Below are 25,321 nucleotides of genomic sequence, written 5' to 3' on the forward strand. Positions count from 1 at the left end.
CACGAGGGGTCCTGTCTGCAGGGCCCCTTTTTTACACGCCGTTCTGCCTGACACCTGCGGCCTCGATGCTGAACTTCTAAAAAAATAGTTTTCAAACGCGCCTGCGATCCCCTAGCATGATCAAAGCCTAAGAGAACCGGACACCACATGATGCGTAAGAAACAGGACAACCCGCTTTTGACAGAGGTTGAACTCGAGTTCATGACCGTTGTTTGGGAAACCGGCGGCGGCACGGTGCGCGATATTCTGGCGGAACTGAACAAACGTCAGGAACGCGCCTATACGTCGGTCGCAACCGTGCTGAAAATTATGGAACAAAAAGGGTTTCTGACCAGCGAACGGGCTGACAGATCCTTGGTCTACCGCCCAGCGGTGCCCAAGGCGGATTATCAGAAAACCACTCTCAAGAACCTTTCGAGCAAGCTCTTCAACGGCGCCCCGGCGGCCCTGGTAGCCCGCCTGGTGGATGATGAAGATGTCACCGACGAGATGCTCGTGGAGATACGGGCCTTGCTGAATGAAAGGTTGGGGGACGATGAACGCTGAGAGTTTTCTGAACGCCTATATTGACCTGAACTTACTGTTGTTTGCGGGCACCGCGCTTTGGCTGGCGTTGCGCGCGATCCTGACGCGTAGCCGATTGGGCCCGGCGTTTCGACCACAGCTGCGGTTGCTGAATGGCATGACGCTTTTGTTGACCTTGTCCCCGATGCTGGTGGTGGCGCTGACCACCTATGTCGTGTCGCAGCCGCCGACCCTGTCGGACATGCTGGTCGCGCAGTACCTGCAGGGCAATGTCAACATGAGCGCCACACGGTTTGAGAGCATTCTTGGCCTGCGCGAGGATCTGGTGCGGGCCTTGATGGCGCAGAGCAGCCTTTGGGCTCAGCTTGCCGTGGCTGCGCTGATCGTCGGCGCCGTAATCTCCGTGGCACAGGTGACATTAGCGGCACTGCGGCTGCGGGCATCGCTGCAGCAGGCCTACGTCTGGAAACATCTGGGCGGCGTTCAGATTCGCATCAGTGACAAGAGCACAGTTGCCTTCTCCACCCGCGGCTTGATCACTCGCTACGTCGTGTTGCCATCCGCGCTGATCACCAATCCGTCGGACCTGCGGTTGAGCGTAGCCCACGAGCTGCAGCATTTTCGCCAGCGAGACGTTGAATGCGAATTCCTGCTGGAGGCGCTGCGGCCGCTTCTGTTCTGGAACCCGGCTTATCACCTCTGGCGTCGTGAAGTCCGCATGCTGCGGGAATTTGCCTGCGATCAGGCGCTGATGACCCGAGGCCAACGCGATATTCGTGCCTATTGCGAATGCCTGATCCGAGCCTGCGCACTGGCGGCGCAGGATCCAATCCGCTTTGTCCAGCGCAGCCCGTCGGTGGCCTTGGTTGATCGGCGCGAGGTGCGCCGCGGGGCAACATTGGCGCGGCGGATTGATGTGGTCACCGCGGCACAACCACAGGACACGCATCTGTTCGGCTGGATGCTGGTTTCCGCCATGCTGGCGACTGGAGTGTTGGCCACCGCACTGCTGATGCAGCGCCCCGGCGATTGGAGCCATGACCGCATCATGCTGTCGACGATCGTCAACCTTGAGCGTATGGCCCATCGAAACGCCGTGCCTGAGACCAGCCAGACGGCGGTAACGGCACTGCAAGGCGGGTTCATGACCCTGAGCAAATAAGCCTGCCGGGCGCGTGGTTGAGATTGAGCCGGGCTCCCCGGCCCGACAGAGTCGGTGCGTGAGTACACTCTGCACTAACCCCTGATACGGCCAGTCAGATCGATCATGTTGCCGGGCCTATCAGCATCGACGGGCCATTGTCGATTAGCCATAAGAGTGCGCCCCGTTTCCAGCATCGTTGGCCGTTCCCCAGTCGTCGACACTGTCATGCCCGGCACCATTTCCAAGCTGGAACCGCGACACCACGCCAGTAAGCGCCTGTGCTTCATTCTGGAGCAGCTGGCTGGCTGCGGAGGCTTCCTCGGACATCGCCGCGTTCTGCTGCGTGGTGCCATCGAGACGCCCCACGGCATTATTGATGTTTTCCAAACCCTTGGATTGCTTCTGCACACCATCCGCAATTTCAGTAATCAAGTCGGAGACATTCGTGACTTTATCGATGATCCCGCTCAGCGCATCCCCCGCGCGGCCAACCATGGCGACACCGTTTGCAACATGTTCTTCGCTGGCCGAGGTCAGTCCCTTGATCTCTCCCGCAGCTTTAGAGGCCCGCAAGGCAAGGGCGCGTACCTCTGAGGCGACAACCGCAAAGCCCGCACCAGCCTCACCCGCGCGCGCGGCTTCCACACCTGCGTTAAGCGCCAACAGATTGGTTTGAAACGCAATATCGTCGATCATATTGATAATCTGCGAAATCTGCTGCGAGGCTTCTTGGATTTGATCCATCGCCTGGACGGCAGAAGTGACGATGTGATTGCTGTGCTCGGCTTCATTGCGAGTGCCACGCATGGTTTCATCCACCTGCCCGGCCCGGTCGGCGGTCTCGCGAATACTATTGGTCAAATCCTGTAGTGCAGAGGCAGTCTCCTCCAATGTGCTGGCCTGGGATTCTGTCCGGTGTGCCATCTCTTCCGCAGAAGCACGCTGCTCTTCCGAGAACTTGTCGACATTGTGCGCAGCATCCACCACCTCTGCGAGTGAATCGCGTAGATTCATTAGGCTAAGATTGAAATTTTCCCGAAGAATTTCGTAGTGCTCGACAAACGGTTGCTCAATATCGCACGCCAGATTGCCTCGCTGCAATTCGGCGAGGGCGCCACTCATCTCCTCAACCACCGCGGCGGTCTGTTTGGAGGCTTCTTCCTCGCGATCTGCGGCCTCATCCGCAATCAGCAACTTGTCCCGGAAAGTATCTAAGCTTCGGGCCAGATCGCCCAGCTCGTCGCCGCGGCCACGACCGCTGATCTCACTCGCATAGTCTTCTTGAGCCAGCGCATTGGTCGCTTCGCGCAGCGCCAGAATTGGGCGGGTGACATGGCGCGCGGCCACAAAAGACACCACAATCGCAATCAGAACTGAAGCACCGATCATCAGCATTGCAACGAGCCGAATCTCCGTCACCTTTGCGAAGGCCTCATGTTCATCAGTCTGAAGCACCAAAGACCAGTCGAACCCCGCGATATTCAAAGGCTTGACAAGGGCGATCACCTGTTCGCCGGACACGGAAGTGGAGCCTTCAAACATCCCGGCCTCACCGGCGGTGGCGGCTTTGATTTCCGCACTGTCGGGCAATTGGTCGCCTGTCGCGAACTGGCCCTCGATCACAGACGGGCTACGCGCGATGCCATCTTTGCCCACCAGGAAAATGTTCTGATGGCCATCCACATTCATGTTAGACGTCAGCGCCGTCACAACTGAGGCGCTGGAGATTTGCACCGCCATCACACCAATAACTTCTTTCTTTTTGTTGAACACCGGCACCCCCATAAAGGCACCTGCGGCACCGCCGCCTGGGGCATAGGCGGCAAAATCGGCGGTTACCACCTGACCAGCCTCGACATTGAGTGCGGCATTGAAGACCTGCCCCAGACCGCTATCGGCATTGGCCCCTGAGCCAAATTGCTGAATGAAATCCTCGCGCTTCTTGACCGAATAGAGCAATTGTCCAGCGGCATTCAGAAGATAGAGATCCTCATAGCCGTTGACCTGCAACGACTGCAGAAACGTCGGGTGGTAGGTCGCATGCGACTGGCTGTAATATGATCCGTCACCAGGATCGCTCAGCAGATGGCGTTCATTCGCAGCATTGGGATTTTCTTCTATGTAGTGACGTCGCAGAAAACCGACAGGCTCCTCCTCGATCATCTTATAAACACGGTCAAAGTTGTTGATGGCGCGGAACACGGTCGGCTGGGAGGCATTGATCGACAAATCGCGACGCGCGGCTTCGATCATGAAAGTCAGCGCCTGCTCGCCAGACCGAGCGGTGGTTTCCTTTGAGGCATAAACAAAATCACGAATGCTTCTTTCAGCCATCGAGTAGACGAGAAATGAGACTGTCACCAGAAACGTTGCTGTCAGTGCCACCATGATCAGCGGCAATTTCAGCTTGAGCGAGAGTTTCGGGGTCTTGGGCATGACGCGCATGTCTCCTCCTTGATAGTGCCGATTCTGCCGCAAAGCGACGGAGTGCCCTAAGAGATAGCCATGCAATTCCTTCGATTTCGTTCACGGTCGGTTTGCGCACATTGCGCGCGAAGGCGACGCCCCGCCGTGCCTTGCAGCCGTATCAGAAGTGAAGCCGACTCAAGACATTAGAAACGGTCCGGTGCAAACGGTGCCAGATCAATTGCCGGATCGCGTCCTAGCACCAGATCTGCGACCAGCTCTGCCGTGGCGGCCGATTGGGTTAGCCCGACATGACCATGCCCAAAGGCATAGACCACCCGCGCATCACGTTTGGCGCTGCCAATCACCGGCAGGCTATCAGGCAGAGATGGGCGAAACCCCATCCAGCGGGTGCCATCTGCGGTATCCAGCTCTGGCATGAACCGCGCGGCCTTCGCCAACAGCGTATCGGCGCGTTTGTAGTTTGCAGGCCGTTTCAGCCCTCCCAGCTCAACCGCGCCTCCGACCCGAACACCGCCGCGGATACGGCTCACCACAAAGCCATGACGGCAGAAGGTGATATGCGTGCGCAGATCGAAGCAGCCTGCGGGCAAGGTGGTGTTGTAGCCGCGCTCTGTCTCCAGCGGCAGCGGGTCGCCCAAACGGCGGGTCAGTTGATGCGACCACGCCCCTGCAGCCACGACCACAGCGTCAGCCCGGACACCCTCCCCGTCTGTCAGAAGATGCAGTTTCTCACCGCCGGTTTCCAGATCACGCACCTCTGCCCGGCGCAGTTGGCCACCCCGCGCCAAGAAAACCTGAAAGAGGTGTTCGACCCAGGCTTTCGGATCGCAGGTATTCATCCAGTCAGGGGTGAAGCCTGCATGCGTGAACCGGGGACTAAGCCCCGGCTGGATCTCGGCAATTTCGGCAGGGCTATGCAACAGGGTGAACCGGATGCCGTGATCGCGGCGCAGTTGCCAACCGCGCTGGCTGGCGGCGAACTCAGCCTCAGATTCGTAGAGCTGCAGGGCACCGTCGCGCTGCATCATTGCCTCGCCTTTGGTGTCGGTGATCTGGCGTTCGGTCGCCGATTGGGCCAACTGCATCAGGGATGCCTGGGCGCTGACCACCTTCTGATATCGGTCCCGCCAGCTGGCGCGCCAAAAGCGGATCAGCCAAGGCGTCAATTGCAGAGCGTAGGCCGGTGGCACCGACAGCGGGCCAAGCGGGTCCAGCAGCCAGGCCGGTGCCTTTTTCATGATCCCCGGTGTGGCCAGTGGTTCGAGATCAGTGAATGCAAAGGCCCCGGCGTTGCCCGCAGATGTTTCTTCGGCGACACCTTTGCGATCCAGCAGGATGACCTGTCCGTTCGTTGGCGCCAGCTCACTCTGCAGGCGCAGCGCCGTGCTGACACCGACAACACCCGCCCCGATAACCACAATCGTTTTTGACATCTGCCCTGCCTTCGTAACGGTGGCGAGGTTTTCACCCCGCCACCTGACCGTCTTTACGCCAGAGTATAGGCGGTTTTGACCTTGGTATAGAACTCTTTCGCATGGCTGCCCTGTTCGCGCGCACCAAAGCTGGACCCCTTGGCGCCACCGAAGGGCACGTGATAGTCAACGCCCGCAGTGGGCAGGTTCACCATCGCCATGCCAGCCTCGACATGTGCCTTGAAATGCGTGGCATATTTCAGAGATCGGGTGCAAATCCCCGCGCTGAGGCCAAAAGGCGTGTCATTGGCCACCGCCAGAGCCTCATCATAATCTGCCACGCGGATCACAGAGGCGAGCGGACCAAAAACCTCCTCTTGATTGATCCGCATGTCATTTGACGTTTCGGTGACAAGCGCGGGCGCCAGATAAAACCCCTTGCTGCTGCGCTGAAGCGTCTGCCCCCCAAGCACCTGCCCGCCCTCACTGGCGGCCAGGTCGAGATAGTAGAGATCCTTCTCCAACTGCCGCTCATCCACAACCGGGCCGATCTGAGTGCTGTCGTCCAGAGCGTTGCCGACCCGCAAGCCCGTCATCCGCTCTCCAAGTGCCGCAACAAAACGGTCGTGGATGCCCTCGGTCACGATCAGCCGTGAGGATGCGGTACAGCGCTGACCTGTGGAGAAAAACGCACCGTTGAGGCTGGCGTCCACCGCCGTCTCAAGATCAGCGTCATCCAGCACCACCATCGGGTTCTTGCCACCCATTTCCAGCTGCACCTTCTTGCGCTGCGCCCCGCAGGCTGCCGCTATGGCGCTGCCGGTCTCAACCGAACCGGTAAAGGAGATGGCATCCACATGGCGGCTTTGCACCAGCGTTTGACCAACCGTACTGCCTGTGCCGAACACAATGTTGAATACCCCCTCCGGCAAACCCGAGCGACTGATGATCTCCGCCAGAGCATGCGCGCACCCCGGCGTCAACTCAGCCGGTTTCAGGACAACCGCATTGCCATAGGCCAGCGCCGGCGCGATCTTCCAAGCGGGAATGGCGATGGGAAAATTCCAAGGCGTGATCAAGCCGACAACCCCCACCGGAGAGCGCGTCACCTCGACGCCGACACCGGGCCGTACCGAGCCAAGGATTTCCCCCGCCTGGCGCAGGGTTTCGCCTGCAAAGAATTTGAAGATCTGCCCGGCGCGTGCGGCCTCGCCAATCCCTTCAGGCAGGGTCTTGCCCTCCTCGCGAGAGAGCAGTTTTCCCAGTTCAGCCTTGCGGGCCAGAATTTCGGTGCCGATGGCGTCCAGCACATCAAATCGCTGCTGTGGCGTGCTGGCCGCCCATCCCGGAGCCGCGTCTCGGGCAGCGGCGATCGCGCGCTCCATATCTTCCGCCGGACTATTGGCAGCGTATCCCAAGACGTCCTGCGTATCGGAGGGATTGATATTGGCGGCGGCGGCGGCGGTCTCTGACCAGTCGCCTGCGACTAGGTTTCTATATTCCATCAATATACCTCTTGGCTGGTGATCCCCGCCCGGTAGGGATCGGCAGGGTCAAAGTTCAGAACAGTGTCGCCGGTCACAAAGGCCGTACCGGCAATTGTTGCGATCACGCCTCCGGTCGGGCCTGGCCGATAGTGCAGCGCGTAGGTGCTACCGATCACGCTCTCCTGGATCCAGGTCACACCCGGCGCCAGATCACCATCTGCGGCCAGACAGGCCAGCTTCGCCGCAGACCCGGTACCGCAGGGGGACCGGTCATAAGCCGTTCCGGGGCAAAGAACGAAGTTGCGCGCGTGACCGACGCGGGTCAGGGGTGGTCCGACAAATTCGATGTGGTCAATCGCTGCTCCATCGCGGCCGGTGATCCCCTGCTCCGCCAGGGCCTGCCGCAGGGCAACAGCACTGGTGGTCAGCTGGTCGACATGGGCCAGGGTTAACGGTGCCGGGACATCCGGGGTCAGAAAGAACCAATTGCCGCCCCAGGCGATGTCGCCGGAGATCCGCCCCTGCCCCGGCACCTCCACCGCAACATCAGCGCGATACCGATCACTCTCGACATTTTCGACGGCAGCCCTGTTCGCTGCCTGCAAATGCACGCCAACGGTGCCGACCGGCGTTTCGAGTTGATGCCGCCCCAGATCGAGACGGCCCAGATGATGCAAACTCACGGCGGTGCCGATGGTGGCGTGACCGCACATGCCCAACGGTCCAATCGGATTGAAGTAAATCACCGCTGCCGCGGCAGCCGGATCGGTGGTCGGCACCAACAAGGCACCAACCATAGCGTCGTGACCGCGTGGTTCGGACAGCACTGCGCTGCAGAAATCGCGGTGATCCCGAAACAGCCGATGCGCCCGTTCTGCCAGTGATCCACCGCCGAGATCCGGCCCGCCAGACAGGATCAGGCGGGTCGGCTCGCCGCCGGTATGGCTGTCGATTACGCGCATAGGGCGGCGATGTCGGGCTGCTGGCTCCAATCCGCATACCAGCTGCGAAACAGCGCATACTGGGCCTCGACATAGGCCTGTTGGCTGGCGCTCAATCGGTCGCTTTCATTGAAGTGCAGGCGGTATTCGCTATCCCCATTCAGCACCATCAGATGCTTGTAATAAAGGACCAGATCCGCCCCCTCATCAAAGGAGGATAGCACCGCCAGCGCTGCTTCCAGCTCCAGAGCCTGACGCCGAGCGGTGGCGTTCCCTTTCGCTGCGCGTTGGCAAAGGGCGACAAGGTGCAGGACCTCGTCCGGCAGCGCATTCCCGATCCCCGTGATAGCACCCCCGGCCCCGCAGTTGACATACCCGTGGAATACAGTGGTATCGACACCGATCATCAGGGTGACACTGCTGTCCTGAGAGGTGATATTTTCAGCCGCATAGCGCAGATCGTCAGCGCCCCCGAATTCCTTGAACCCAATCAGGTTGGGATGATCCTTACGCAGATCGAAAAACAGATCCGCCCGGGTGGCAAACCCATAGTAGGGGCTGTTGTAGATCACCGCCGGCAACGTTGGCGCAGCAGAGAGCACCGCGGCGAAGTGGTCGCGTTGTGCGGCAACCGAGCTGCCTCGTGACAAGACGCGCGGGATCACCATGAGACCGGCAGCCCCCACCTCTGCGGCATGGGCGGCATGGGCTGCGGCCTGCATCGTGTTGACGGCACCAGTGCCGACAATGGTCGGAACGCCAGCCGCAACAAGTCGGGCGACCCCTTCCATCCGCTCAGCATCGCTGATCAGTGGCCAATCGCCCATGGAGCCGCAGTAGACCACCGCGGACATGCCTTTTGCGATCAGCTCCTGCCCCTTTTTCACCAGCGCATCAAAATCGGGGCGCCGATCTGCGGTACAGGGGGTCATCAGGGCCGGAATGCAGCCGGAGAACACAGGGTTTGTCATGGTTGGATCCTCTCCAATGGGTTTGAACCTGGGCCCGCAAGGCGCGCCCGGCGCTGATGACGCCTTCATAATGCATATTGGATCCAATATTCAATATCTGATTTATGTACACTTCCCCCTCGACCATGATCAGGGATATAACGACGGCAGGGAGCGCAGTTATGAAGTTGAAATCCGTAGATATATCCAAGACCGCCTCCGCCTCGACGATTGTTTTCGACGCCCTGCGCAAGGCCATCATAGAAGGCGACCTGAAGGAAGGCGAACCGCTGCGGCAGGATGAAATTGCCCAGATGTTCAACACCAGCCGAATCCCCGTGCGCGAAGCAATTTCGCGTCTGGAAGAGCAAGGACTGGTAAAAACCCAACGCTACAAAGGCGCCGTGGTCTCTGGCCTGTCAGCCCAGGAAGCTCAGGAAATCTTCGATTTCCGGGCCGTTTTGGAATCTGAAGTTATCCGCCGCGCGGTGCCGCGCATGTCCCCCACCGCCATCTCCACCGCGAAAGCTTGTCTAGAGGCGTTTTCGCAATCCGAAGACCCGATGACCTGGGGTGATTTGAACCGCGATTTCCACTCCACGCTCTACCGGGAAAGCGGGCTGCAGTATCATATGGATGTGATCGACAATGCGATGGATCGCGTCGACAGTTATCTGCGGGCGCAGTTGGTACTGTCCAACGGCAACGAACGCGCCAATGCCGAGCACCTCGCGATCTGGGAAGCCTGTGTTGCCGGAGATGCCGACCTTGCAGCGGCGCTCACCCGCGACCACATCACCGGCGCCTGCAAAACCCTGCTGGACACTCTGAAAGACCTTGGTTGAGGCCTACGGATCGATGCCCTCGGCGGCGCTCAGGCGGGATTGAGCGCTTTTTTGAGGCGACGGCGTTCGGATAGGGCAAATCCCAGCACCCATGAGGGATGTCTCCAAGCTGAGACCCCGAGCTTTCGCAACCCTCCTTCCAGATAGGATCGGCGCAATTGTCGTTCCTCCAGTCGGCGACGCATGGCTTTTACAATTGGATCTTGGTCACTGAGGCCAAACACCTGCGCATCTGCAAGGCGCTGACGCAGAAGGAAAATCTCTCGACCAACCTCAATCAAACGCTTGTTTCGAAAGGCCTCCGCATCCGCAATGTGCCGGGCTGTGCTGGTCTGGCCCATACCGACGCGATACACAATGAGCTCCTCGTCGATGAACGCCACCCTGCCTTCAAGCGCTGCACGAAAACCAAGAACAAGATCCTCGTAGCAATCCGCAAACTGAATGGGACCATACTTGCGGAACAGATCTTTGTGCCATGCACAGGTCGCACCGAGGAACAACTGCATGGAACAGGCGGCAGACATCGCATCGGTTCGGGTATAGAAGGTGGCTTTTGCATAGGATTTCGGCATAGGTTTGCCGTCCAATGTCTCAACCCGACCATGTGAGAAGGACAGAAGCGGATCGTCTCGCTCAAAGACCTCAATGGTGCGCGCCACACGACCCGGCAAAGAAATATCGTCACCAGAGGCCGCAATGATAACGTCGCCAGAACTAAGTTCAACACACCGTTCGATATGTTTGTTCACGCCCAAATTCTGCGGATTTTTGTTCAACACGACAGAATGCGGACCTTTGTAATCGGCAACCAGCGCCTTCATTACCTCGAAAGTTTCATCCTTTGAGCAATCATCCGACAGAAGGATCTCGATCGGATCGCTCTCCTGCGCAAGAACCGCCTCAACCGCCTCTTTCACATAGTCCTGCTGATTGTAGGTGAGAAGCACAACTGAATACCGGTATTTGTTCATTTCAACCCAATCCTACCTGCACGGTCGCGCAGAAAATCCATTATTTTGCCGCCGCCTCCCGCGCTGGACTCATGGTCAGGCGCGTCCTGTTTGCGGTCTGCGCGTGACGCCAACCAGGGGTCTGAAGCTGTGACCCATCAATAGAACAGTTCGCTCCGCGGTTCCATGGAAGACGTCGCTTGCCGTGTCATGCCCCGCTCACTCTCTCCCCTTTAGCTGAGCGGCATGGCCCAGGACTAGAGAACGGCGTCCTGCGCAAGGCGTGCCCTTGTCGCAGCCAAGTACCGCAGCCCATCCGCAGTCTGTCCAATTCGATTGATCGGAGACGACAATATGATAGACAACTGAGCCAATAGATTAGACCGGATCGCACTCTTGTGGTGGGAAATCCGACGCCTGTTCCGATCAGCTGCGACAGCGGGTCGATGTCACAATACCGGAGTACGGATTTGCCCCTCAGCGACTGCAAATTTATTGACCTGCCCAAGATCGAAGACGCCCGCGGCAATCTGACATTTGTCGAAGGGATGAACCACATCCCGTTTGATATCAAACGGGTCTACTACCTTTATGATGTGCCGGGTGGGTCCGATCGCGGCGCCCATGCCCATAAGGGCCTGCATCAGTTCATGATTGCGATGTCGGGCAGCTTTGATGTGGTTCTGGATGACGGGGTCAATGAAAAACGCTTCCATCTCAATCGCTCTTATTTTGGCATCTATATCTGCCCGATGATGTGGCGCTATCTCGACAATTTCTCGTCGGGCGCGGTCTGCATGGTCATGGCCTCTGCGCCCTATGACGAGGGGGACTATATCCGCGACTACGGCGCCTTCCGCCAAGCAGTCGGAGTCAAGTGATGCAGGTTCCCTTCCTTGACCTGAAGGCCGCGTATGATGAGCTGGCAGAGCAGAGTGAACCGAAGATGCTGGAGAGCCTGCGGTCCGGCTGGTACATTCTCGGCCCTGAAGTCTCCCGGTTTGAGCAAGATTTTGCCCGCTACTGCGAGGTCTCGCACGCGCTTGGCGTGGCCAATGGACTGGACGCCCTGAGGCTCGCCCTGGTGGCGCTGGACATCGGGCCGGGCGACCGTGTCCTCGTCCCCTCCAACACCTATATCGCCACCTGGCTCGCGGTCTCCCAATGTGGTGCAATCCCGGTTCCGGTGGAGCCTGATCCCGCGACCCACAATATCACCGCCGAGGGTATTCGGGCCGCCATGGTTTCCGGAGCCAAAGCCGTCATACCTGTCCACCTATACGGGCAACCTGCGGATATGACCGCGATCATGACAGCCGCGCGCGATCTTGGGCTGAAGGTCATCGAAGATGCAGCGCAGGCGCATGGCGCATGCTGGGATGGGCACCGCATCGGCGGTGCCGGTGATATCGTCTGCTGGAGCTTCTATCCGGGCAAGAACCTCGGCGCGCTGGGGGATGGCGGTGCGGTCACCACCAATTGCGACACTCTGGCTGAGCGGCTGACGCTGCTGCGGAATTACGGTTCGCGGGAGAAATATCGCAATGAGGTCGCAGGCTTCAACAGCCGCCTCGATCCGGTTCAGGCCGCCTTTCTGTCGGTCAAGCTTGCGGTGCTAGACGACTGGAATGCGAGGCGCGCGGCGATCGCAGCCCGTTATCTGTCAGAGCTGGACGGGCTGGGCCTAACCCTGCCGTATGTCGCCGCAAAGGCCGACCCGGTCTGGCATCTGTTCGTGGTACGTCATCCGGAACGGGACCGGCTCGCGGCCGATCTGGCGCAGACCGGCGTTCAGACGCTGGTGCATTACCCTATCCCACCGCATGCTCAGGCGGCCTACGGCGATATGGGCCTGACGGATGAGGCGCTGCCGCTGGCGGCTACCTTGGCACGGGAAGTGCTTAGCCTGCCTATCGGCCCGCATCTGAACGCTGCGCAGATCGATCATGTGATCCAAAGTCTCAGACAGCTGGCCTGATCGCCCCACCCTGAGCGCCGTCAGGGGTTGATCGGCAGGAAATCATTGTCCAGGTGCTCGACAACCTCCACACTGGGCGGCTGGCGCAGCAGCTTGGCGTATTTGTATTTGAACGCACCACTGGACAGGGCAACGATCTGCTGCGCGACCCAACCCGGTTCCAGCATGGTCGACGTATCCGCGCCGCTGCCCGCCCAGAACTTCGTCTGGATACCGGACGGCGCCACAACCCGCACCTTGCCAATCCCCTCGCCCCGGACCAGCGCTGCGCCCAGCATTCCCAAGCCCGCCTTGGCCGCGCAATAAGCGGGCATTTCGGGCTGCGGTTTATATTGCGAGCTGGAGGTCACCAACATCAGTTTGAGCGGGCCCGATGCCTGCCGAACAAGGCGCTGGATCACCATCATCGGTGCAAGCAGCCCGACATTTGTCATCTGCGAAAGCGCCGCATCCTCCAGCAGAGAAATCGATCCGCGCTGCAAAAATCCGGCGCAATAAATCAGAGTTTGCACATCCCCAAGCTGAATTGCCAATTCATCAAGCTGAGCGGTTAAGTCTGCAACATCATCGGTGATCGATAGCGCGTGAAACTGCACGCCAGCGCACCCCGGATCAACCCGCCCAGTAATCGTAACGCGATGCCCCTCGCAGGCATAGTGTCGGGCCAGTTCCAGACCAACACCCGAAGAGCCTCCAACGATCAGAATATTCTTTTTCAAAGCGACCTCATACCACAACCTGCAAGGTTACGGATAGCGCTCAACAAACGCGTCAGCAACAGCCCAAGCGCGCCCGTCCGGAGGTGCGGCTAGCGCCTATTCGCAATAGCATTCAGATGTATGTATGGCGGAGACGAAGGGATTCGAACCCAATTTAGAATACCTTTTTGTTTTCAAAATCTTACGACTAAAATGTGGTCCAAAATTGTGTGTTCGTCAACTTGGACCACAAACTCGCAGTCAATAAACGTGTAAGTTCAGAGATAGTAAACAAATTCATTCTTGTAATGCTTGAGGTCCACTTGAACCATAGATGTTGACTTAGATGCACCAATCAATGCTACATGCCGCGAAAAACGGAGGCACAAGCTCCATGCTTAGATCACTTGAGTTGTTTGCAGGTGCTGGCGGCCTTGCGCTTGGCACAGAACTCGCGGGCTTCCACTCTGTCGCGGCGGTCGAAAAAGACAAATGGGCGTGTGAAACACTGCGCCAGAATAAGGAACGAGGGCATCCACTTGTCAGAAATCTGAGGGTGATTTCTGGCGATGTACGTAATATCGACTACGACAGCCTTCCCAGCGACATCGACCTTGTCTCTGGCGGACCTCCTTGTCAGCCTTTTTCCATAGGTGGCAAGCACCAAGCCCACCGTGATGATCGCGATATGTTCAGTGCGTTTGCGGACGTGTTGTCGGCGGTGCGCCCGAAGGCGTTCATAATCGAAAACGTAAAGGGTCTTACCCGTTCGAGCTTCACAAATTACCTGCATTACATTGAGCTGCGGATGTCCATGCCAGACATTGGGATGCGCGAAGATGAAACTTGGCACGACCACCTCAAGAGGCTTGCAGCCGAAGAAACTTCCACAGGCGATAAGGGCTTGAGGTATGGCGTGGTTAGGAGTCTTTTCAATGCGGCGGACTTTGGCGCTCCTCAAAAGCGTGAACGCGTATTCATCGTCGGCTTTCGGGAAGATCAGGACGCCAAGTTCGAGTTCCCGGATGAAACCCATAGTCTGGACGCTCTCCTGCGAGACCAATGGGTCACTGGCGAATACTGGGATCGCAACCAAGTTGCCAAGAAGGACATTCCTGCTCAACCCATCCGCATGAAACGGCGCATCGAGAGACTAAGGGAGCGGAACGACATTTCACTGAGTCCGTGGAGGACAGTCAGAGAAGCGTTGCAAGGGCTCCCTGAGCCGCGCAGAGATGGGCGTTGCCCTCCCGGTATCCTTGACCATCGGCTCCAGTTGGGAGCAAAGGTTTATCCGGGGCATACCGGGTCGCCCATTGACCTGCCCGCAAAGGCACTAAAGGCGGGAGACCACGGGGTTCCCGGCGGGGAAAACATGATGGTGCGCCCAGACGGTAGCGTTAGGTATTTCACTGTTCGTGAAAGCGCTCGACTGCAGACCTTTCCCGACGGATACGTATTTCATGGCGCTTGGTCTGAAACCATGAGGCAACTTGGAAATGCCGTTCCGGTGGTCCTCGCCCAATCTGTCGCATCGGAAGTAGCAAAGCACCTGCTTTTGGCGAAAGGGCGTGAAATCGCGAAGAGGAAGGCGCATTGACTTCGGACAACGACTACCGTCCCTTTGATCCCTTAGCACGTGCAAATCTTGCTGCGTCAGTGGGAGAGGCACTCTTAGAAACCAAGCCGGTTCCATTGGGTGATGTAGGCCAAGTCGTAGGCGCTGGCGTTTACGTCATATACTATGAAGGCGACTACCCTGCTTATTCGCCTATATCCGCTTCCAACTCACGGCAAGCTTGGCAGGCTCCCATCTATGTCGGCAAGGCAATCCCAAAAGGAGGCCGGAAGGGAGGACTCACGACGTCAGCTCCGGGCAATGACCTAAAGAAACGGTTGAAAGAACACGCAGACAGTATTCAAGCCGCAAGCAACCTTTCTATCGAACACTTTTGGTGCCGCTTCCTTGCGGTCGAGGACATCTGGATACCCTTGGGTGAAAACTTGATGATCTCACGCTATGCCCCAATCTGGAACACGACAGTTGATGGCTTCGGCAACCACACACCTGGAGCTGGTCGCTTCAAACAGAAGCGCTCTCGGTGGGATGTCCTTCATCCCGGCCGTGCTTGGGCTGAAAAATGTCAGCCACGTCCAGAAAGCGTTGAAAGCATAGTCAATGAGGTCGAGGAGCACCTCCGCTCCCGGCCGCCGAAAGCAGTCGATGGACGATTGTTCAAGAGGGAGTAATCACTACATCCGCCAACGCACAAGTGCTTCTTCAGCCGCAACTGGATCGCCCTTGATCCGCAAGACCGTCTGTCGAGACAGTCCTGTTGCCTTGCCGATGGCCGACGCTCCCTCCCCTCTGCCCAGCATGTCGATGACGACGCCCAGCGCCTTACGATCATAGCTTGGCTTCTTCCCCCGATACTTCTTCGGGTCAGCCTTAGCAGCAGCTATGCCAGCCCTCTGAGCCTCTTTCGTGGCCTCGGCCTGTGCCTGTGCCGTGGCAGCCATGAAGGCTATCAGCGCGTCTCTCACGGCCTCCTGCATAGGGTCCTGAGTTGCACCATCGAAGGTCATCCCGTTGATCACCGTTTTCACCACGACGCCCTGTCTCATGAAGTGGCGGATCGTGTCCGTGACGTCTTGATAGCTCCTCCCCAGCCGGTCCACCCAGCGCACCACCAGCGTATCCCCGTGGCGCAGCTTGTCGTACAGCCGCTTCCCCTCTGGCCGCTCCTGCAGCGTGGTACTGACGCCTGAGACCCCATGGTCGGCCACCACCTCGTCAATCACGAAGCCCGCTGCCTCTGCCTGCGCCTTCTGGTGGTCAAGAGTTTGGTCCGTGGTGGAAACCCGTGCATACAGGATGGTCTTGCTCATCATGCCCTCATGTCCGTTGTGGTTGTGTACGATGGCTATGGTGTACGAAGACTCAGGTCAACCCTTACGTACACGCTTGCGGACAGCTCTAGGGATGTACGTGGAGGTATACCCTAACGGACAAAGCGATAAATGCGCCAACCTGAGTCAAGTTGCCGCACTGACCTCAAAGGACAACTCGGTATTGATAGGGGCAAGGCGTTCAATGCCATGTGGCATCGGAGGTCCCTTGCGGAGTTCAACAAAAAGGACAACGCAGATGAAAGCCTACACTATCTCCCTCGTTTTCTTACACATTACCGCAGTTGTGCGCCCTTCGCCACCGTGGCTAAGGCCTCTGTTCGAAGCCGATGCTCACGAAAGGTGGGTTGACCTTGGGCGGGTGCAGCTGTTCTGGCCCAAGGGTAGCGCCCCTGCAGTCTGAAGCATTTGGGGAAAGGCGTAGCATCACGCCGCGCCTCTCCTGCCCTACGAGACCCCGGTATGGGGGAATTGTGGTCGATCATGGTATATAGGTAAGGCTCTCAGATTTTTGTGGCATTTTTCAGCGCGGTATTTCACCACCACTGTTCATCTGATAACCAGTCATCTCATCAGTCCCGGCGTCAACCACGTCGTGGTGGTACGACTTCAAGTGATCTTCAGCGAGAGAAGCTCCGGCTTCCACCAAGCTGCATAGGTGTTCGGGTCTTTCCTCTACGACGAGGACGACCCTGACCTCTTCCATAGCTATAGCTACCTTCACTATATAGCTTCAGATGCATCCCCAGATGCCCCCCCTTACCCCCCCAAGATGATCGCTCAGGGTCGAGAAAGAGAGGTCTGGTGACTTACACCGAAGCATGAGCTTCAGATTGCAGTTACCCCAGAGAGGCCCCCGCAGAATTTCTGTTCTGCAATGGTGGCACCCAAACCCAAAGCCTCGTAGCGGCACGGAGAGACTCGCTGATAGGCGAAAGCGCGTGGCGGCAGGCTGAGGTCGCAATCGCTCGACATGTGCGTCAATGACTCACTCAGCGGCCCTGTGCGGCCCTCCACCTTACACCCATCCGCGTGATCGACATCGACGGGGAGCCTTGGTTCGTCGCCAAGGATGTTTGCGAGACGTTGACCATCAAGAACGTGACCGACGCCACGGCAAACTTAGATCAGACCGAAGTTTGCTCTCCACCAATCGGATTGGGGGGAGGAAGCCTCAGCTCATTAGTGAGAGCGGTCTCTACAAGATCATCATGCGCTCGGACAAACCGGAAGCCCGCGCTTTCCAAGACTGGGTCACCGGAACCGTGTTGCCTGCAATCCGCAAGGACGGTAACTTCAGCCAAAAGCTTTGAGGTATCCAGCGGCTTGATAGGCCGCCCAGACTTCCCCCTGTACCTCTCTGAGCTGTTGCTCTGTCAGTCCGTGGTCGTATACCCGCGAAGTGTTTTTAGACCCCTCCCAGCCTCCGAGTTCGTGAATTCGATCTTCTGGGACGCCAGCCCTTCTCGCGGTCGTGCGCCACGTATGCCTGAAAGAGTGAAGTGCAAGCCTCCCGTCTGTTTCTTTCCCCAACGTCTCACGACGATATCGAGTGAACCATTGTGACGCAGAGTTGACCTTCTGGGTTGAGGGTTTCAGCGGCCATTCGGGGAAAAGCCTTTGTTCTTCAAGCGCAATATCAGCCTGCGCGGCCTGTACCCGATCGATACGGTGGCGTAGCAGGCGCTGGGCATCTTCAACAACTGGCACGAACCTGCAGGCGTTCGCGGTCTTTCCTTTGGTCACCTGAAAACCTGTGCCGTCATTCGCGACATCTTGCAGCTTCAGCGCCCCTATCTCGTCCACCCTGCAACCAGTTGCCAATGCGAGTCTCATAAGATCGCCTTGCCGACTTCCCCATTGAGGAAAACCAAGCAGTAGTTTTGTCACCTCTTCAGGAGAAAAGGCTGTTCGAGCGTCTTCAGCTTTCGGTTTTGTCGCTTGTTTTCTTGGGGTTCCGCGCCCCTCAACGACCCAAGGGTTTGCGAACGGTTTCCCGCTCCGTGTCTTCAAGTACCTTTTGTCGGATATCGCCCAAGTCCACATGCCCCTAAGAAGTGTCATATGTTTGGCAACGGTTGGAGGTTTCACCTTGGCAGTGTGAGGTAGGTACTCTGTGCGGAATTGGTGTGCTTTTTCCGGCGTCACATCGTGTAGAGTTGGGCTTTCCCCGCCCAGAAATGCTATCAGGTGTTTTACCGATGACCGAACATTCAGGGCTGTTGTTTTCGCCAGCGGGTCATACCCGTAGGGATTGCCTTCGCTGCGTTCCTTCAGATAGTTTTCCAAAGCCTGCTCAAGAGGTAGCGCACCTTTGAAGACAATGTCCGCGAACCTCTTCGCCTTGTTGCCAGCGCCTTCTCTCTCGGCTTGTTCCAATTTGCTCGTCAATACGTGGTCGAGCGCGTCAGGGTCACTGGCCTCGGCTCTCATCTGACGCCACTCAGCCGCGTTCTCCGGGCTTAGATCAATGATACTACCGACACTCTTTCGTCCGGCCCCAGTGAGCGCATCCGCTTCAAGCTGACGTATCTGCCCCAAACGAATATCCCTCAAGCGAATGGCTTCAGTATGGCGTCGGGTATTCAGGCCAAGCTTGATTTCCTTGCCAAAGGGCTTGCCCGTCCACGGGTTGATCGACCCGATGAGCGCCTCCGGTGTGGTCATCCGCAGCGAGTATCCTTTGCCTCGCGGTTTGGTGAGATACTGCATGTCAGGCCTCGTTTCGCCCGACACATTTGTCATCTGATTGTTGTGGTCCATCATGTACCACGCCCCTGAGCGTACCACACGGATTTATCACCTTAGAAAACAAGTACTTATGTATGATGGCGGAGACGAAGGGATTCGAACCCTCGAGACCCTTCCGGGCCTACTCCCTTAGCAGGGGAGCGCCTTCGACCACTCGGCCACGTCTCCGCTGACCCGTCTATCAGCGCAACCAAGCTGAGAACAAGGGCGAAATGCGCTTTTTGGGAAAAAATTTCCGCGCGTTCAGTCGGAGATCCAAAACCAGTATCGCCCCACCGCGATGTGATGCGGCGGGGCGATATATTACTCTGTTTGTAATGATCTGCGGGGCCCGCTCTCGCTGCTTACGGCAGGATGGCAAGCCGCTTCAGGAAGAGAGATTTCACAGCGTCTGCGTCAACACCCATGTAGACATCGATGGGCTGGCGGGCGTTGTCAGAGGCGAGGCGGGTTTCGCCCGATGTCTCGCCCTCGCAGGACACTTCCATTGCCACCGCACGTGCAGTGAACAACTCCGGATGGGTACAGGCGATGACCGCAGCAGGATCATGCAGGGAGCAGCCGTCGAACTTTCCAACCGTTTCGTAGAAATGCAAATAGAAGACCGACATTTCCTGCAGCATGCCACCCAATTCCGGTGACGTCGCCGCTATAGCGGAGAAATCGTCTTTGGTGCACAGGATACGGTGGGTCACATCAAGGCCCACCATTTCAACCTTCGCACCGGAGCCAAAGACAACATCAGCCGCATGGGGATCATGATAGATATTGGCCTCTGCATGCGGAGTGATATTTCCACCCTCCTCAAGCGAGCCACCCATGATGACGATGCGTTTCACGTTCTTTGCGAACTCAGCGTCGCGCTGGATCGCGTGGGCAATGTTGGTCAATGGACCAATCGGGCAAACCACCAGATCGCCCTTGTGTTCACGCGCCATGCGGATCAGGAAATCAGCCGCGTCCTCGTCCAGGGCCTGCCCCTTTGGAGTCTTGGCCGGGATATCACCAAAACCCTCGGCACCGTGCACATGGGCCGAAGGCGTGAAGGGCGGCAGCACGAGCGGTGTTTCTGCGCCGTGCGCAACGGGCAGGTCCAGACCAGCAGCTTCCAGCAGGCGCAGCGCGTTGCGGGTCGCGGTTTTGGTGGTCACATTGCCAAAGATCGTGGTGAGCCCCAGTAGATCAATGTCAGGCGCTGCCGCTGCGTAGAAAATCGCCATGGCATCGTCGATACCGGGATCCGTGTCGATGATCAGCTTTGTCATTTTTATCCTTCCGACTGATTAATCGTGAGGGTTTAGCATTTTCGTTAGCGATAACTCAAGCCTGCCACTTTCAGGAATAGACGACAACTCTCTCAACAAAATACCCGCCTTCGCTAGAAGACGGGCATTGAGCGTTGTCTAAATTCTGCAAGTGATCAGGTGTTGAACAGGAAGTGCAGAACGTCGCCGTCCTTCACGACATAGCCCTTGCCTTCGGCGCGCATTTTGCCCGCCTCCTTGGCGCCTTGCTCACCGTTGTGGGCGATGAAATCCTCATAAGCGATGGTTTCTGCCCGGATGAAACCCTTCTCGAAATCGCCATGGATGACGCCTGCCGCCTGCGGTGCCGCGGTACCTGTGCGGATCGTCCAGGCGCGGGCCTCCTTAGGGCCGACGGTGAAGTAGGTTTCCAGATGCAATAGCTCGTAGCCTGCACGGATCAGGCGATCCAGACCGGCTTCGGCCAGCCCCATTTCAGAGAGAAACATCTCAGCTTCTTCCGGCTCCAGCTGGCTGATCTCCTCCTCAATCTGGGCGGAGATAATCACGTGGGAATTGCCCTGGGCGGCCGCCATCTCTGCCACTTTGGCAGAATATTCATTGCCTTCGACGGACTCACTTTCACCGACATTGCAGACGTAGAGCACTGGTTTGGTGGTCAGCAGCTGCAGCATTTTCCAGGCCTTGGCGTCCTCGGCGTCGACCTCGACCAGACGGGCGGGTTTCCCCTCCTCTAGCATTGCTTGCGCGTCCGCCAAAAGGCGATCCTGCTGCTGCGCTTCCTTGTCATTGCCCTTCAGCTTGCGCACCAGATTGGCGCGACGCTTCTCAATGCTTTCCAGATCGGAGAGCATCAACTCAGTCTCAATCACCTCAGCATCGGCCACCGGATCGACGCGGCCATCCACATGGGTCACGTCGCCGTCTTCAAAACACCGCAGCACATGGGCAATAGCATCGGTTTCACGGATGTTGGCCAGGAACTGATTGCCCAGACCTTCACCTTGCGAGGCGCCTTTGACGAGGCCTGCGATATCCACAAAAGTCATCCGGGTCGGAATGATCTGTTTGGACCCGGCAATCGCCGCCAGCTTGTCCAGCCGGGCGTCCGGCACGCCAACTTCGCCGACGTTTGGTTCGATGGTGCAAAACGGAAAGTTCGCCGCCTGCGCCGATGCGGTTTTCGTCAATGCGTTGAACAGGGTCGACTTGCCGACGTTCGGCAGACCCACGATTCCCATTTTAAAGCCCATTTCGGCCTCCTGATGCCACTTGGGAGGTGCTTCTAGGCAGCATTTTGCGGTGACGCAAGCGCGCATCTCCGGCTCACGCCTCGACTCCAATCCACCGGCCCCTCTGCGCTGCATGATCACCGCTAGGATTGTCGGCACCGATGCAGAGCACATAAAAAGTCAGCAAGAGGTGCAACCATTTGGCGACACTCGCGTTCCTTTGAACAGGGCGTGATGCATTTGGCCTATTGGACAGTGGACATTTCCCTGATTTCGCAGATCATTTCAATCAAGCTGACCAACACGAGATTACGAATATGACTTTACGCACCTTCGTTACAGCAGCCCCCCTCGCCTGCGCCCTGATGCTGGCCACCCCCCTGCCCGCCACGGCCGGCGACTGGATATTCGGTGCAGGATATTCAAGCTTCTCCCGCGATGGCGCTGAGGACAGTGCGCTGGTGTCAGTTGAATATCAGCACGATGCGTTCTGGCAACGCGGCAATTTCGATGCATCCTTTGGCGCGGCGCTGGACGTGCAGACCACCGGCGATCTGTTCATCGGTGCTGGCGCAGTCGGCAAATGGCACCTGCAACGTGGCTGGTTTATCGAAACCAGTGTGATGCCCGGCGCCTACACCGAAAGTGTAAGGCTGAACGACTTGGGATCCACCTTTGAAATTCGCAGCGCCATCGCCGTCGGCAAGGAATTTGCAAACGGCAAATCGCTGTCGCTGGCTCTGACCCATAAGTCCAACGCGTCAACAGCGGACATCAATCCGGGGGTGAATTCACTGCTGCTGCGTTGGCATGTCCCGTTCAACGGCTAATCGGTCATCAAACGGCATCTTCTGCGGCACTGCGGGGACAATGAGGCGCACGGGATTGATTTCCGCCGAAACATTCGGCACACCGGGGCGGACACATCTAAAAGGCCCGATCATGACCCGCATTGACGCCAAATTCGCCGAATTGAAAGCCGCCGAGAAAAAGGCCTTCGTCGCCTATGTCATGGCGGGCGATCCTGACTTCGACACCTCGCTTGAACTGGTCAAGGGCCTGCCTGCGGCGGGCGTGGACGTGATTGAACTGGGCCTGCCCTTCACTGACCCGATGGCGGATGGCCCAACCATCCAGCTGGCCGGTCAGCGCGCGCTCGAAGCTGGCATGACATTGGAGCGCACGCTGGAGCTGGCGCGTGCTTTCCGCGCCGAAGACAACACCACACCCATTGTCATGATGGGCTACTACAACCCAATCTACAGCCGCGGCGTCGACACCTTCCTCAAGGACGCCAAAGAGGCGGGCATCGATGGGCTGATCGTTGTGGACCTGCCTCCCGAGGAGGACAGCGAACTCTGTTTACCTGCACAGGAAGCGGGGCTGAATTTCATTCGCCTGGCGACCCCGACCACAGATGACAAACGACTGCCCCGCGTGCTGCAAAACACCTCTGGATTTGTGTATTACGTCTCGATTACCGGGATCACCGGAGCCGCAGAAGCCGAAGCAACCAATGTGGGCCCTGAAGTGGCCCGGATCAAATCAAAGACAGATCTGCCCGTCATCGTTGGATTCGGCATCAACACACCCGAAAAATCACAAGCCATCGCATCCGTTGCAGATGGCGCCGTGGTCGGCTCGGCCATCGTCAGCCAGATCGGTGCCGGCAAACCGGTGGGCGAGGTCCTCAGCTTCGTCAAATCCCTCGCTGATGGTGCGCATTCCGCCTAAGTCATTATTCAGTAACAACCTTTACTAAGGCCGCGCCGGGTTGGTGCGGCCTTTTTGCTGTGTCGAGATCATGGATTGCGCTTTCGCCCTCTAATTGGTAAGAATTTATTACCAACTCAGGGGTGAGGACAAAGCCGTGCCGGTCATTACCAATATCAACGATCTGAAACGCATCTACGAACGCCGCGTGCCACGGATGTTCTATGACTATGCGGAAAGTGGCAGCTGGACCGAGCAGACCTTTCGCGACAACACCAGCGACTTTGAAAAGATCCGCCTGCGCCAGCGCGTGGCCGTCGATATGGCTGGGCGCAGCACAGCCAGTCAGATGATTGGGCAGGACGTTTCGATGCCTATTGCCCTCGCCCCGGTTGGTCTGACGGGCATGCAGCACGCGGATGGCGAGATCAAAGCCGCGCGCGCGGCTGAAGCCTTTGGCGTGCCCTTCACGCTGTCGACCATGTCCATCAACTCGATCGAAGAAGTCGCCGACGCCACAACCAAGCCTTTCTGGTTCCAGTTATACACCATGAAGGATGATGATTATGTGCGCCGCCTGATCCAGCGGGCCAAGGATGCCCGATGCTCAGCTCTGGTGATTACACTGGATTTGCAGATCCTAGGCCAACGCCACAAGGATCTGAAGAATGGCCTTTCTGCCCCACCAAAGCTCACGCCCAAGACCCTTGCCAATCTGATGACGAAATGGACCTGGGGACTACAAATGCTAGGCGCCAAGCGGCGCAATTTCGGCAATATCGTCGGTCATGTGGAGGGTATTTCCGACGCCTCATCACTTGGCGCCTGGACTGCCGAACAGTTTGATCCCTCGCTTGACTGGGGCAAAATCGCCAAGCTCATCGAACTCTGGGACGGCAAGGTCATCCTGAAGGGTATTCTGGACGTCGAAGATGCCAAGATGGCCGCAAAGCTCGGAGCAGATGCCATCGTGGTGTCTAACCATGGTGGCCGCCAACTCGACGGCGCGCTCAGCTCAATTCAGATGCTGCCCGCAATCATGGATGCGGTTGGTGATCAGATTGAGGTTCATCTGGACAGCGGTATCCGCTCTGGTCAGGACGTGCTGAAAGCGCTGGCACTGGGGGCCAAGGGCACCATGATCGGACGCGCCTTTGTCTATGGGCTTGGTGCGATGGGCCAGGAAGGGGTTACCCGAGCGCTGGAGGTCCTGCATAAGGAGCTGGACACCACCATGGCCTTGTGCGGCGAGAAATCCGTGGCTGATCTTGGCCGCCACAATCTCTTGGTACCGGAAGATTTCGGCGGACGCTGGCAGGAATAGCTGGCACCGCGCCAGCCCTGATCCGGTTTGCGACTTGCAATATCGGCCAATCCGGTCTATGCGCACGGCTTCACGCGGGGTGACAGCCTTGGAGGCACCCCCATTATCAAATTGGAGAATTATCATGGCTGGTCAGATTCCTGATCTTGTTTGCCAAGAACGTACGGGGTCGGGCAAGGGCGCCGCTCGTGCAGCACGTCGTGCTGGCATGGTTCCTGGTGTTGTATTTGGTGGCGATGCGGATCCCGTATCCATCCAGATCCCCTTCAACGAACTGCTGAAAAAACTGAAAGCCGGTCGCTTCAAGTCCACTCTGTGGAACCTGAAAGTGGAAGGTCAGGAAGACGTGCGCGTGATCTGCCGCGACGTTCAGCGTGACGTTGTCAAGGACCTGCCGACCCACTTCGACCTGATGCGCCTGCGTCGCACCTCGAAGGTGAACCTCTTCGTTCCAGTTGAGTTCATCAACGAAGAAGAAGCGCCCGGCATCAAGCGTGGCGGCGTTCTGACCGCCGTACGTCCTGAGGTAGAGCTGGTTGTGACCGCAGGTGACATCCCTGAGAAGCTGGTTGTTGATCTCGCCGGTCTGAACGTTGGCGACACCGTCACCATCTCGGCGATCAAGCTGCCTGAAGGTGCAAAGCCGACCATCGACCGCGACTTCGTTGTGGCCAACATCTCCGCTCCGTCGGGCCTGAAGTCCGCAGACAACGAAGAGTCTGAAGACGAAGCCGAAGCGGCCGCAGAAGAATAAGCTCCGACC

Annotated in this window: 22 protein-coding genes, 1 tRNA gene and 1 pseudogene; 12 read left to right on the plus strand and 12 right to left on the minus strand. The window is 57.9% G+C overall.

The genetic code is table 11. The annotated features are described in order from the left end of the window. The first annotated feature begins 150 nt into the window (after positions 1-150). Positions 151-546: a BlaI/MecI/CopY family transcriptional regulator gene (locus OO25_RS12275; RefSeq protein ID WP_014873615.1), complete on the plus strand. Its 396-nt coding sequence runs from the start codon at positions 151-153 to the stop codon at positions 544-546. Next, complete coding sequence (locus OO25_RS12280) at positions 536-1,687, plus strand: M56 family metallopeptidase (RefSeq protein ID WP_040180421.1); 1,152 nt, start codon at positions 536-538, stop codon at positions 1,685-1,687. The genes OO25_RS12275 and OO25_RS12280 overlap by 11 nt, the downstream gene beginning before the upstream one ends. Positions 1,688-1,831: 144 nt before the next feature. On the opposite strand, the gene OO25_RS12285 is transcribed toward OO25_RS12280, so the two are convergent. From OO25_RS12285 to OO25_RS12305, 5 genes are all read right to left on the minus strand, one after another. Beyond that, the gene (locus tag OO25_RS12285) at positions 1,832-4,114 is read right to left on the minus strand and encodes a methyl-accepting chemotaxis protein (RefSeq protein ID WP_040180422.1); all 2,283 of its coding nucleotides are present in this window, start codon (positions 4,112-4,114) and stop codon (positions 1,832-1,834) included. Between the two features lie 167 nt (positions 4,115-4,281). Further along, positions 4,282-5,532 carry an FAD-binding oxidoreductase gene (locus OO25_RS12290; protein WP_040180424.1) on the minus strand — a complete coding sequence of 417 codons (1,251 nt, stop codon included), beginning with the start codon at positions 5,530-5,532 and terminating at the stop codon, positions 4,282-4,284. Between the two features lie 53 nt (positions 5,533-5,585). Beyond that, complete coding sequence (locus tag OO25_RS12295; RefSeq protein ID WP_040180425.1) at positions 5,586-7,016, minus strand: aldehyde dehydrogenase family protein; 1,431 nt, start codon at positions 7,014-7,016, stop codon at positions 5,586-5,588. Next, positions 7,016-7,960, minus strand: coding sequence for a proline racemase family protein (locus OO25_RS12300; RefSeq protein ID WP_040180427.1), 945 nt, complete (start codon positions 7,958-7,960; stop codon positions 7,016-7,018). The genes OO25_RS12295 and OO25_RS12300 overlap by 1 nt, the downstream gene beginning before the upstream one ends. Beyond that, positions 7,951-8,910, minus strand: coding sequence for a dihydrodipicolinate synthase family protein (locus tag OO25_RS12305; RefSeq protein ID WP_040180428.1), 960 nt, complete (start codon positions 8,908-8,910; stop codon positions 7,951-7,953). The genes OO25_RS12300 and OO25_RS12305 overlap by 10 nt, the downstream gene beginning before the upstream one ends. Before the next feature lie 161 nt (positions 8,911-9,071). Here OO25_RS12305 and OO25_RS12310 point away from each other — a divergent pair, with 161 nt between their 5' ends. Then, positions 9,072-9,734, plus strand: coding sequence for a GntR family transcriptional regulator (locus OO25_RS12310; protein ID WP_040180429.1), 663 nt, complete (start codon positions 9,072-9,074; stop codon positions 9,732-9,734). A gap of 29 nt (positions 9,735-9,763) precedes the next feature. Here the strand turns inward: OO25_RS12310 and OO25_RS12315 are convergent, their stop codons facing one another. Next, the gene (locus tag OO25_RS12315) at positions 9,764-10,708 is read right to left on the minus strand and encodes a glycosyltransferase (RefSeq protein WP_040180430.1); all 945 of its coding nucleotides are present in this window, start codon (positions 10,706-10,708) and stop codon (positions 9,764-9,766) included. 425 nt (positions 10,709-11,133) lie between these two features. On the opposite strand from OO25_RS12315, the gene OO25_RS12320 reads away from it, so the two are divergent. Both OO25_RS12320 and OO25_RS12325 read left to right on the plus strand, forming a co-directional pair. Then, on the plus strand, positions 11,134-11,568 hold the full coding sequence (locus OO25_RS12320; RefSeq protein ID WP_040170965.1) for an FdtA/QdtA family cupin domain-containing protein: 435 nt from the start codon (positions 11,134-11,136) through the stop codon (positions 11,566-11,568). Next, positions 11,568-12,665, plus strand: coding sequence for a DegT/DnrJ/EryC1/StrS aminotransferase family protein (locus OO25_RS12325; protein ID WP_040180431.1), 1,098 nt, complete (start codon positions 11,568-11,570; stop codon positions 12,663-12,665). The genes OO25_RS12320 and OO25_RS12325 overlap by 1 nt, the downstream gene beginning before the upstream one ends. A 20-nt stretch (positions 12,666-12,685) precedes the next feature. Here the strand turns inward: OO25_RS12325 and OO25_RS12330 are convergent, their stop codons facing one another. Continuing rightward, a complete protein-coding gene (locus OO25_RS12330) occupies positions 12,686-13,384 on the minus strand; it encodes an SDR family oxidoreductase (protein ID WP_040180724.1) in 699 nt (232 codons plus the stop codon). A gap of 373 nt (positions 13,385-13,757) precedes the next feature. Here OO25_RS12330 and OO25_RS12335 point away from each other — a divergent pair, with 373 nt between their 5' ends. After that, entirely contained in the window at positions 13,758-14,963 is a 1,206-nt protein-coding gene (locus OO25_RS12335; RefSeq protein ID WP_040180432.1) for a DNA cytosine methyltransferase, read from the plus strand. After that, positions 14,960-15,613, plus strand: coding sequence for an Eco29kI family restriction endonuclease (locus tag OO25_RS22570; protein WP_082035332.1), 654 nt, complete (start codon positions 14,960-14,962; stop codon positions 15,611-15,613). Before OO25_RS12335 ends, OO25_RS22570 begins: the two co-directional genes overlap by 4 nt. A gap of 3 nt (positions 15,614-15,616) precedes the next feature. Here OO25_RS22570 and OO25_RS12340 read toward each other — a convergent pair whose 3' ends face one another. After that, positions 15,617-16,252, minus strand: coding sequence for a recombinase family protein (locus OO25_RS12340; RefSeq protein WP_040180433.1), 636 nt, complete (start codon positions 16,250-16,252; stop codon positions 15,617-15,619). Positions 16,253-17,305: 1,053 nt separating this feature from the next. On the opposite strand from OO25_RS12340, the pseudogene OO25_RS22795 reads away from it, so the two are divergent. Then, a pseudogene (locus OO25_RS22795) lies at positions 17,306-17,586 on the plus strand (Bro-N domain-containing protein). Here OO25_RS22795 and OO25_RS12350 read toward each other — a convergent pair. From OO25_RS12350 to ychF, 4 genes are all read right to left on the minus strand, one after another. After that, complete coding sequence (locus tag OO25_RS12350; RefSeq protein WP_040180437.1) at positions 17,570-19,039, minus strand: tyrosine-type recombinase/integrase; 1,470 nt, start codon at positions 19,037-19,039, stop codon at positions 17,570-17,572. The pseudogene OO25_RS22795 and the gene OO25_RS12350 sit on opposite strands and share 17 nt — an antisense overlap. Positions 19,040-19,102: 63 nt before the next feature. Then, a tRNA-Ser gene (locus OO25_RS12355) sits at positions 19,103-19,192 on the minus strand. A gap of 176 nt (positions 19,193-19,368) precedes the next feature. Further along, positions 19,369-20,289, minus strand: a complete 921-nt coding sequence (locus OO25_RS12360; protein ID WP_040180438.1) for a nucleoside hydrolase — start codon at positions 20,287-20,289, stop codon at positions 19,369-19,371. 155 nt (positions 20,290-20,444) lie between these two features. Further along, positions 20,445-21,542 (minus strand): redox-regulated ATPase YchF, encoded by a 1,098-nt coding sequence (gene ychF, locus OO25_RS12365; protein WP_040170983.1) that lies wholly within the window; start codon positions 21,540-21,542, stop codon positions 20,445-20,447. A gap of 296 nt (positions 21,543-21,838) precedes the next feature. Between ychF and OO25_RS12370 the strand changes: the two genes are divergently transcribed. The 4 genes from OO25_RS12370 (at position 21,839) to OO25_RS12385 (ending at position 25,312) form a co-directional block, all read left to right on the plus strand. Further along, complete coding sequence (locus OO25_RS12370) at positions 21,839-22,351, plus strand: acyloxyacyl hydrolase (RefSeq protein WP_040180725.1); 513 nt, start codon at positions 21,839-21,841, stop codon at positions 22,349-22,351. Positions 22,352-22,463: 112 nt separating this feature from the next. After that, a complete protein-coding gene (gene trpA / locus OO25_RS12375) occupies positions 22,464-23,255 on the plus strand; it encodes a tryptophan synthase subunit alpha (protein WP_040171747.1) in 792 nt (263 codons plus the stop codon). Positions 23,256-23,391: 136 nt separating this feature from the next. Then, on the plus strand, positions 23,392-24,558 hold the full coding sequence (locus OO25_RS12380) for an alpha-hydroxy acid oxidase (protein WP_040170984.1): 1,167 nt from the start codon (positions 23,392-23,394) through the stop codon (positions 24,556-24,558). Between the two features lie 124 nt (positions 24,559-24,682). Beyond that, a complete protein-coding gene (locus tag OO25_RS12385; RefSeq protein WP_040170986.1) occupies positions 24,683-25,312 on the plus strand; it encodes a 50S ribosomal protein L25/general stress protein Ctc in 630 nt (209 codons plus the stop codon). The last annotated feature ends 9 nt before the right edge of the window (positions 25,313-25,321 follow it).

Source organism: Phaeobacter sp. S60 (assembly GCF_000826845.1).
Taxonomy (GTDB): domain Bacteria; phylum Pseudomonadota; class Alphaproteobacteria; order Rhodobacterales; family Rhodobacteraceae; genus Phaeobacter; species Phaeobacter piscinae.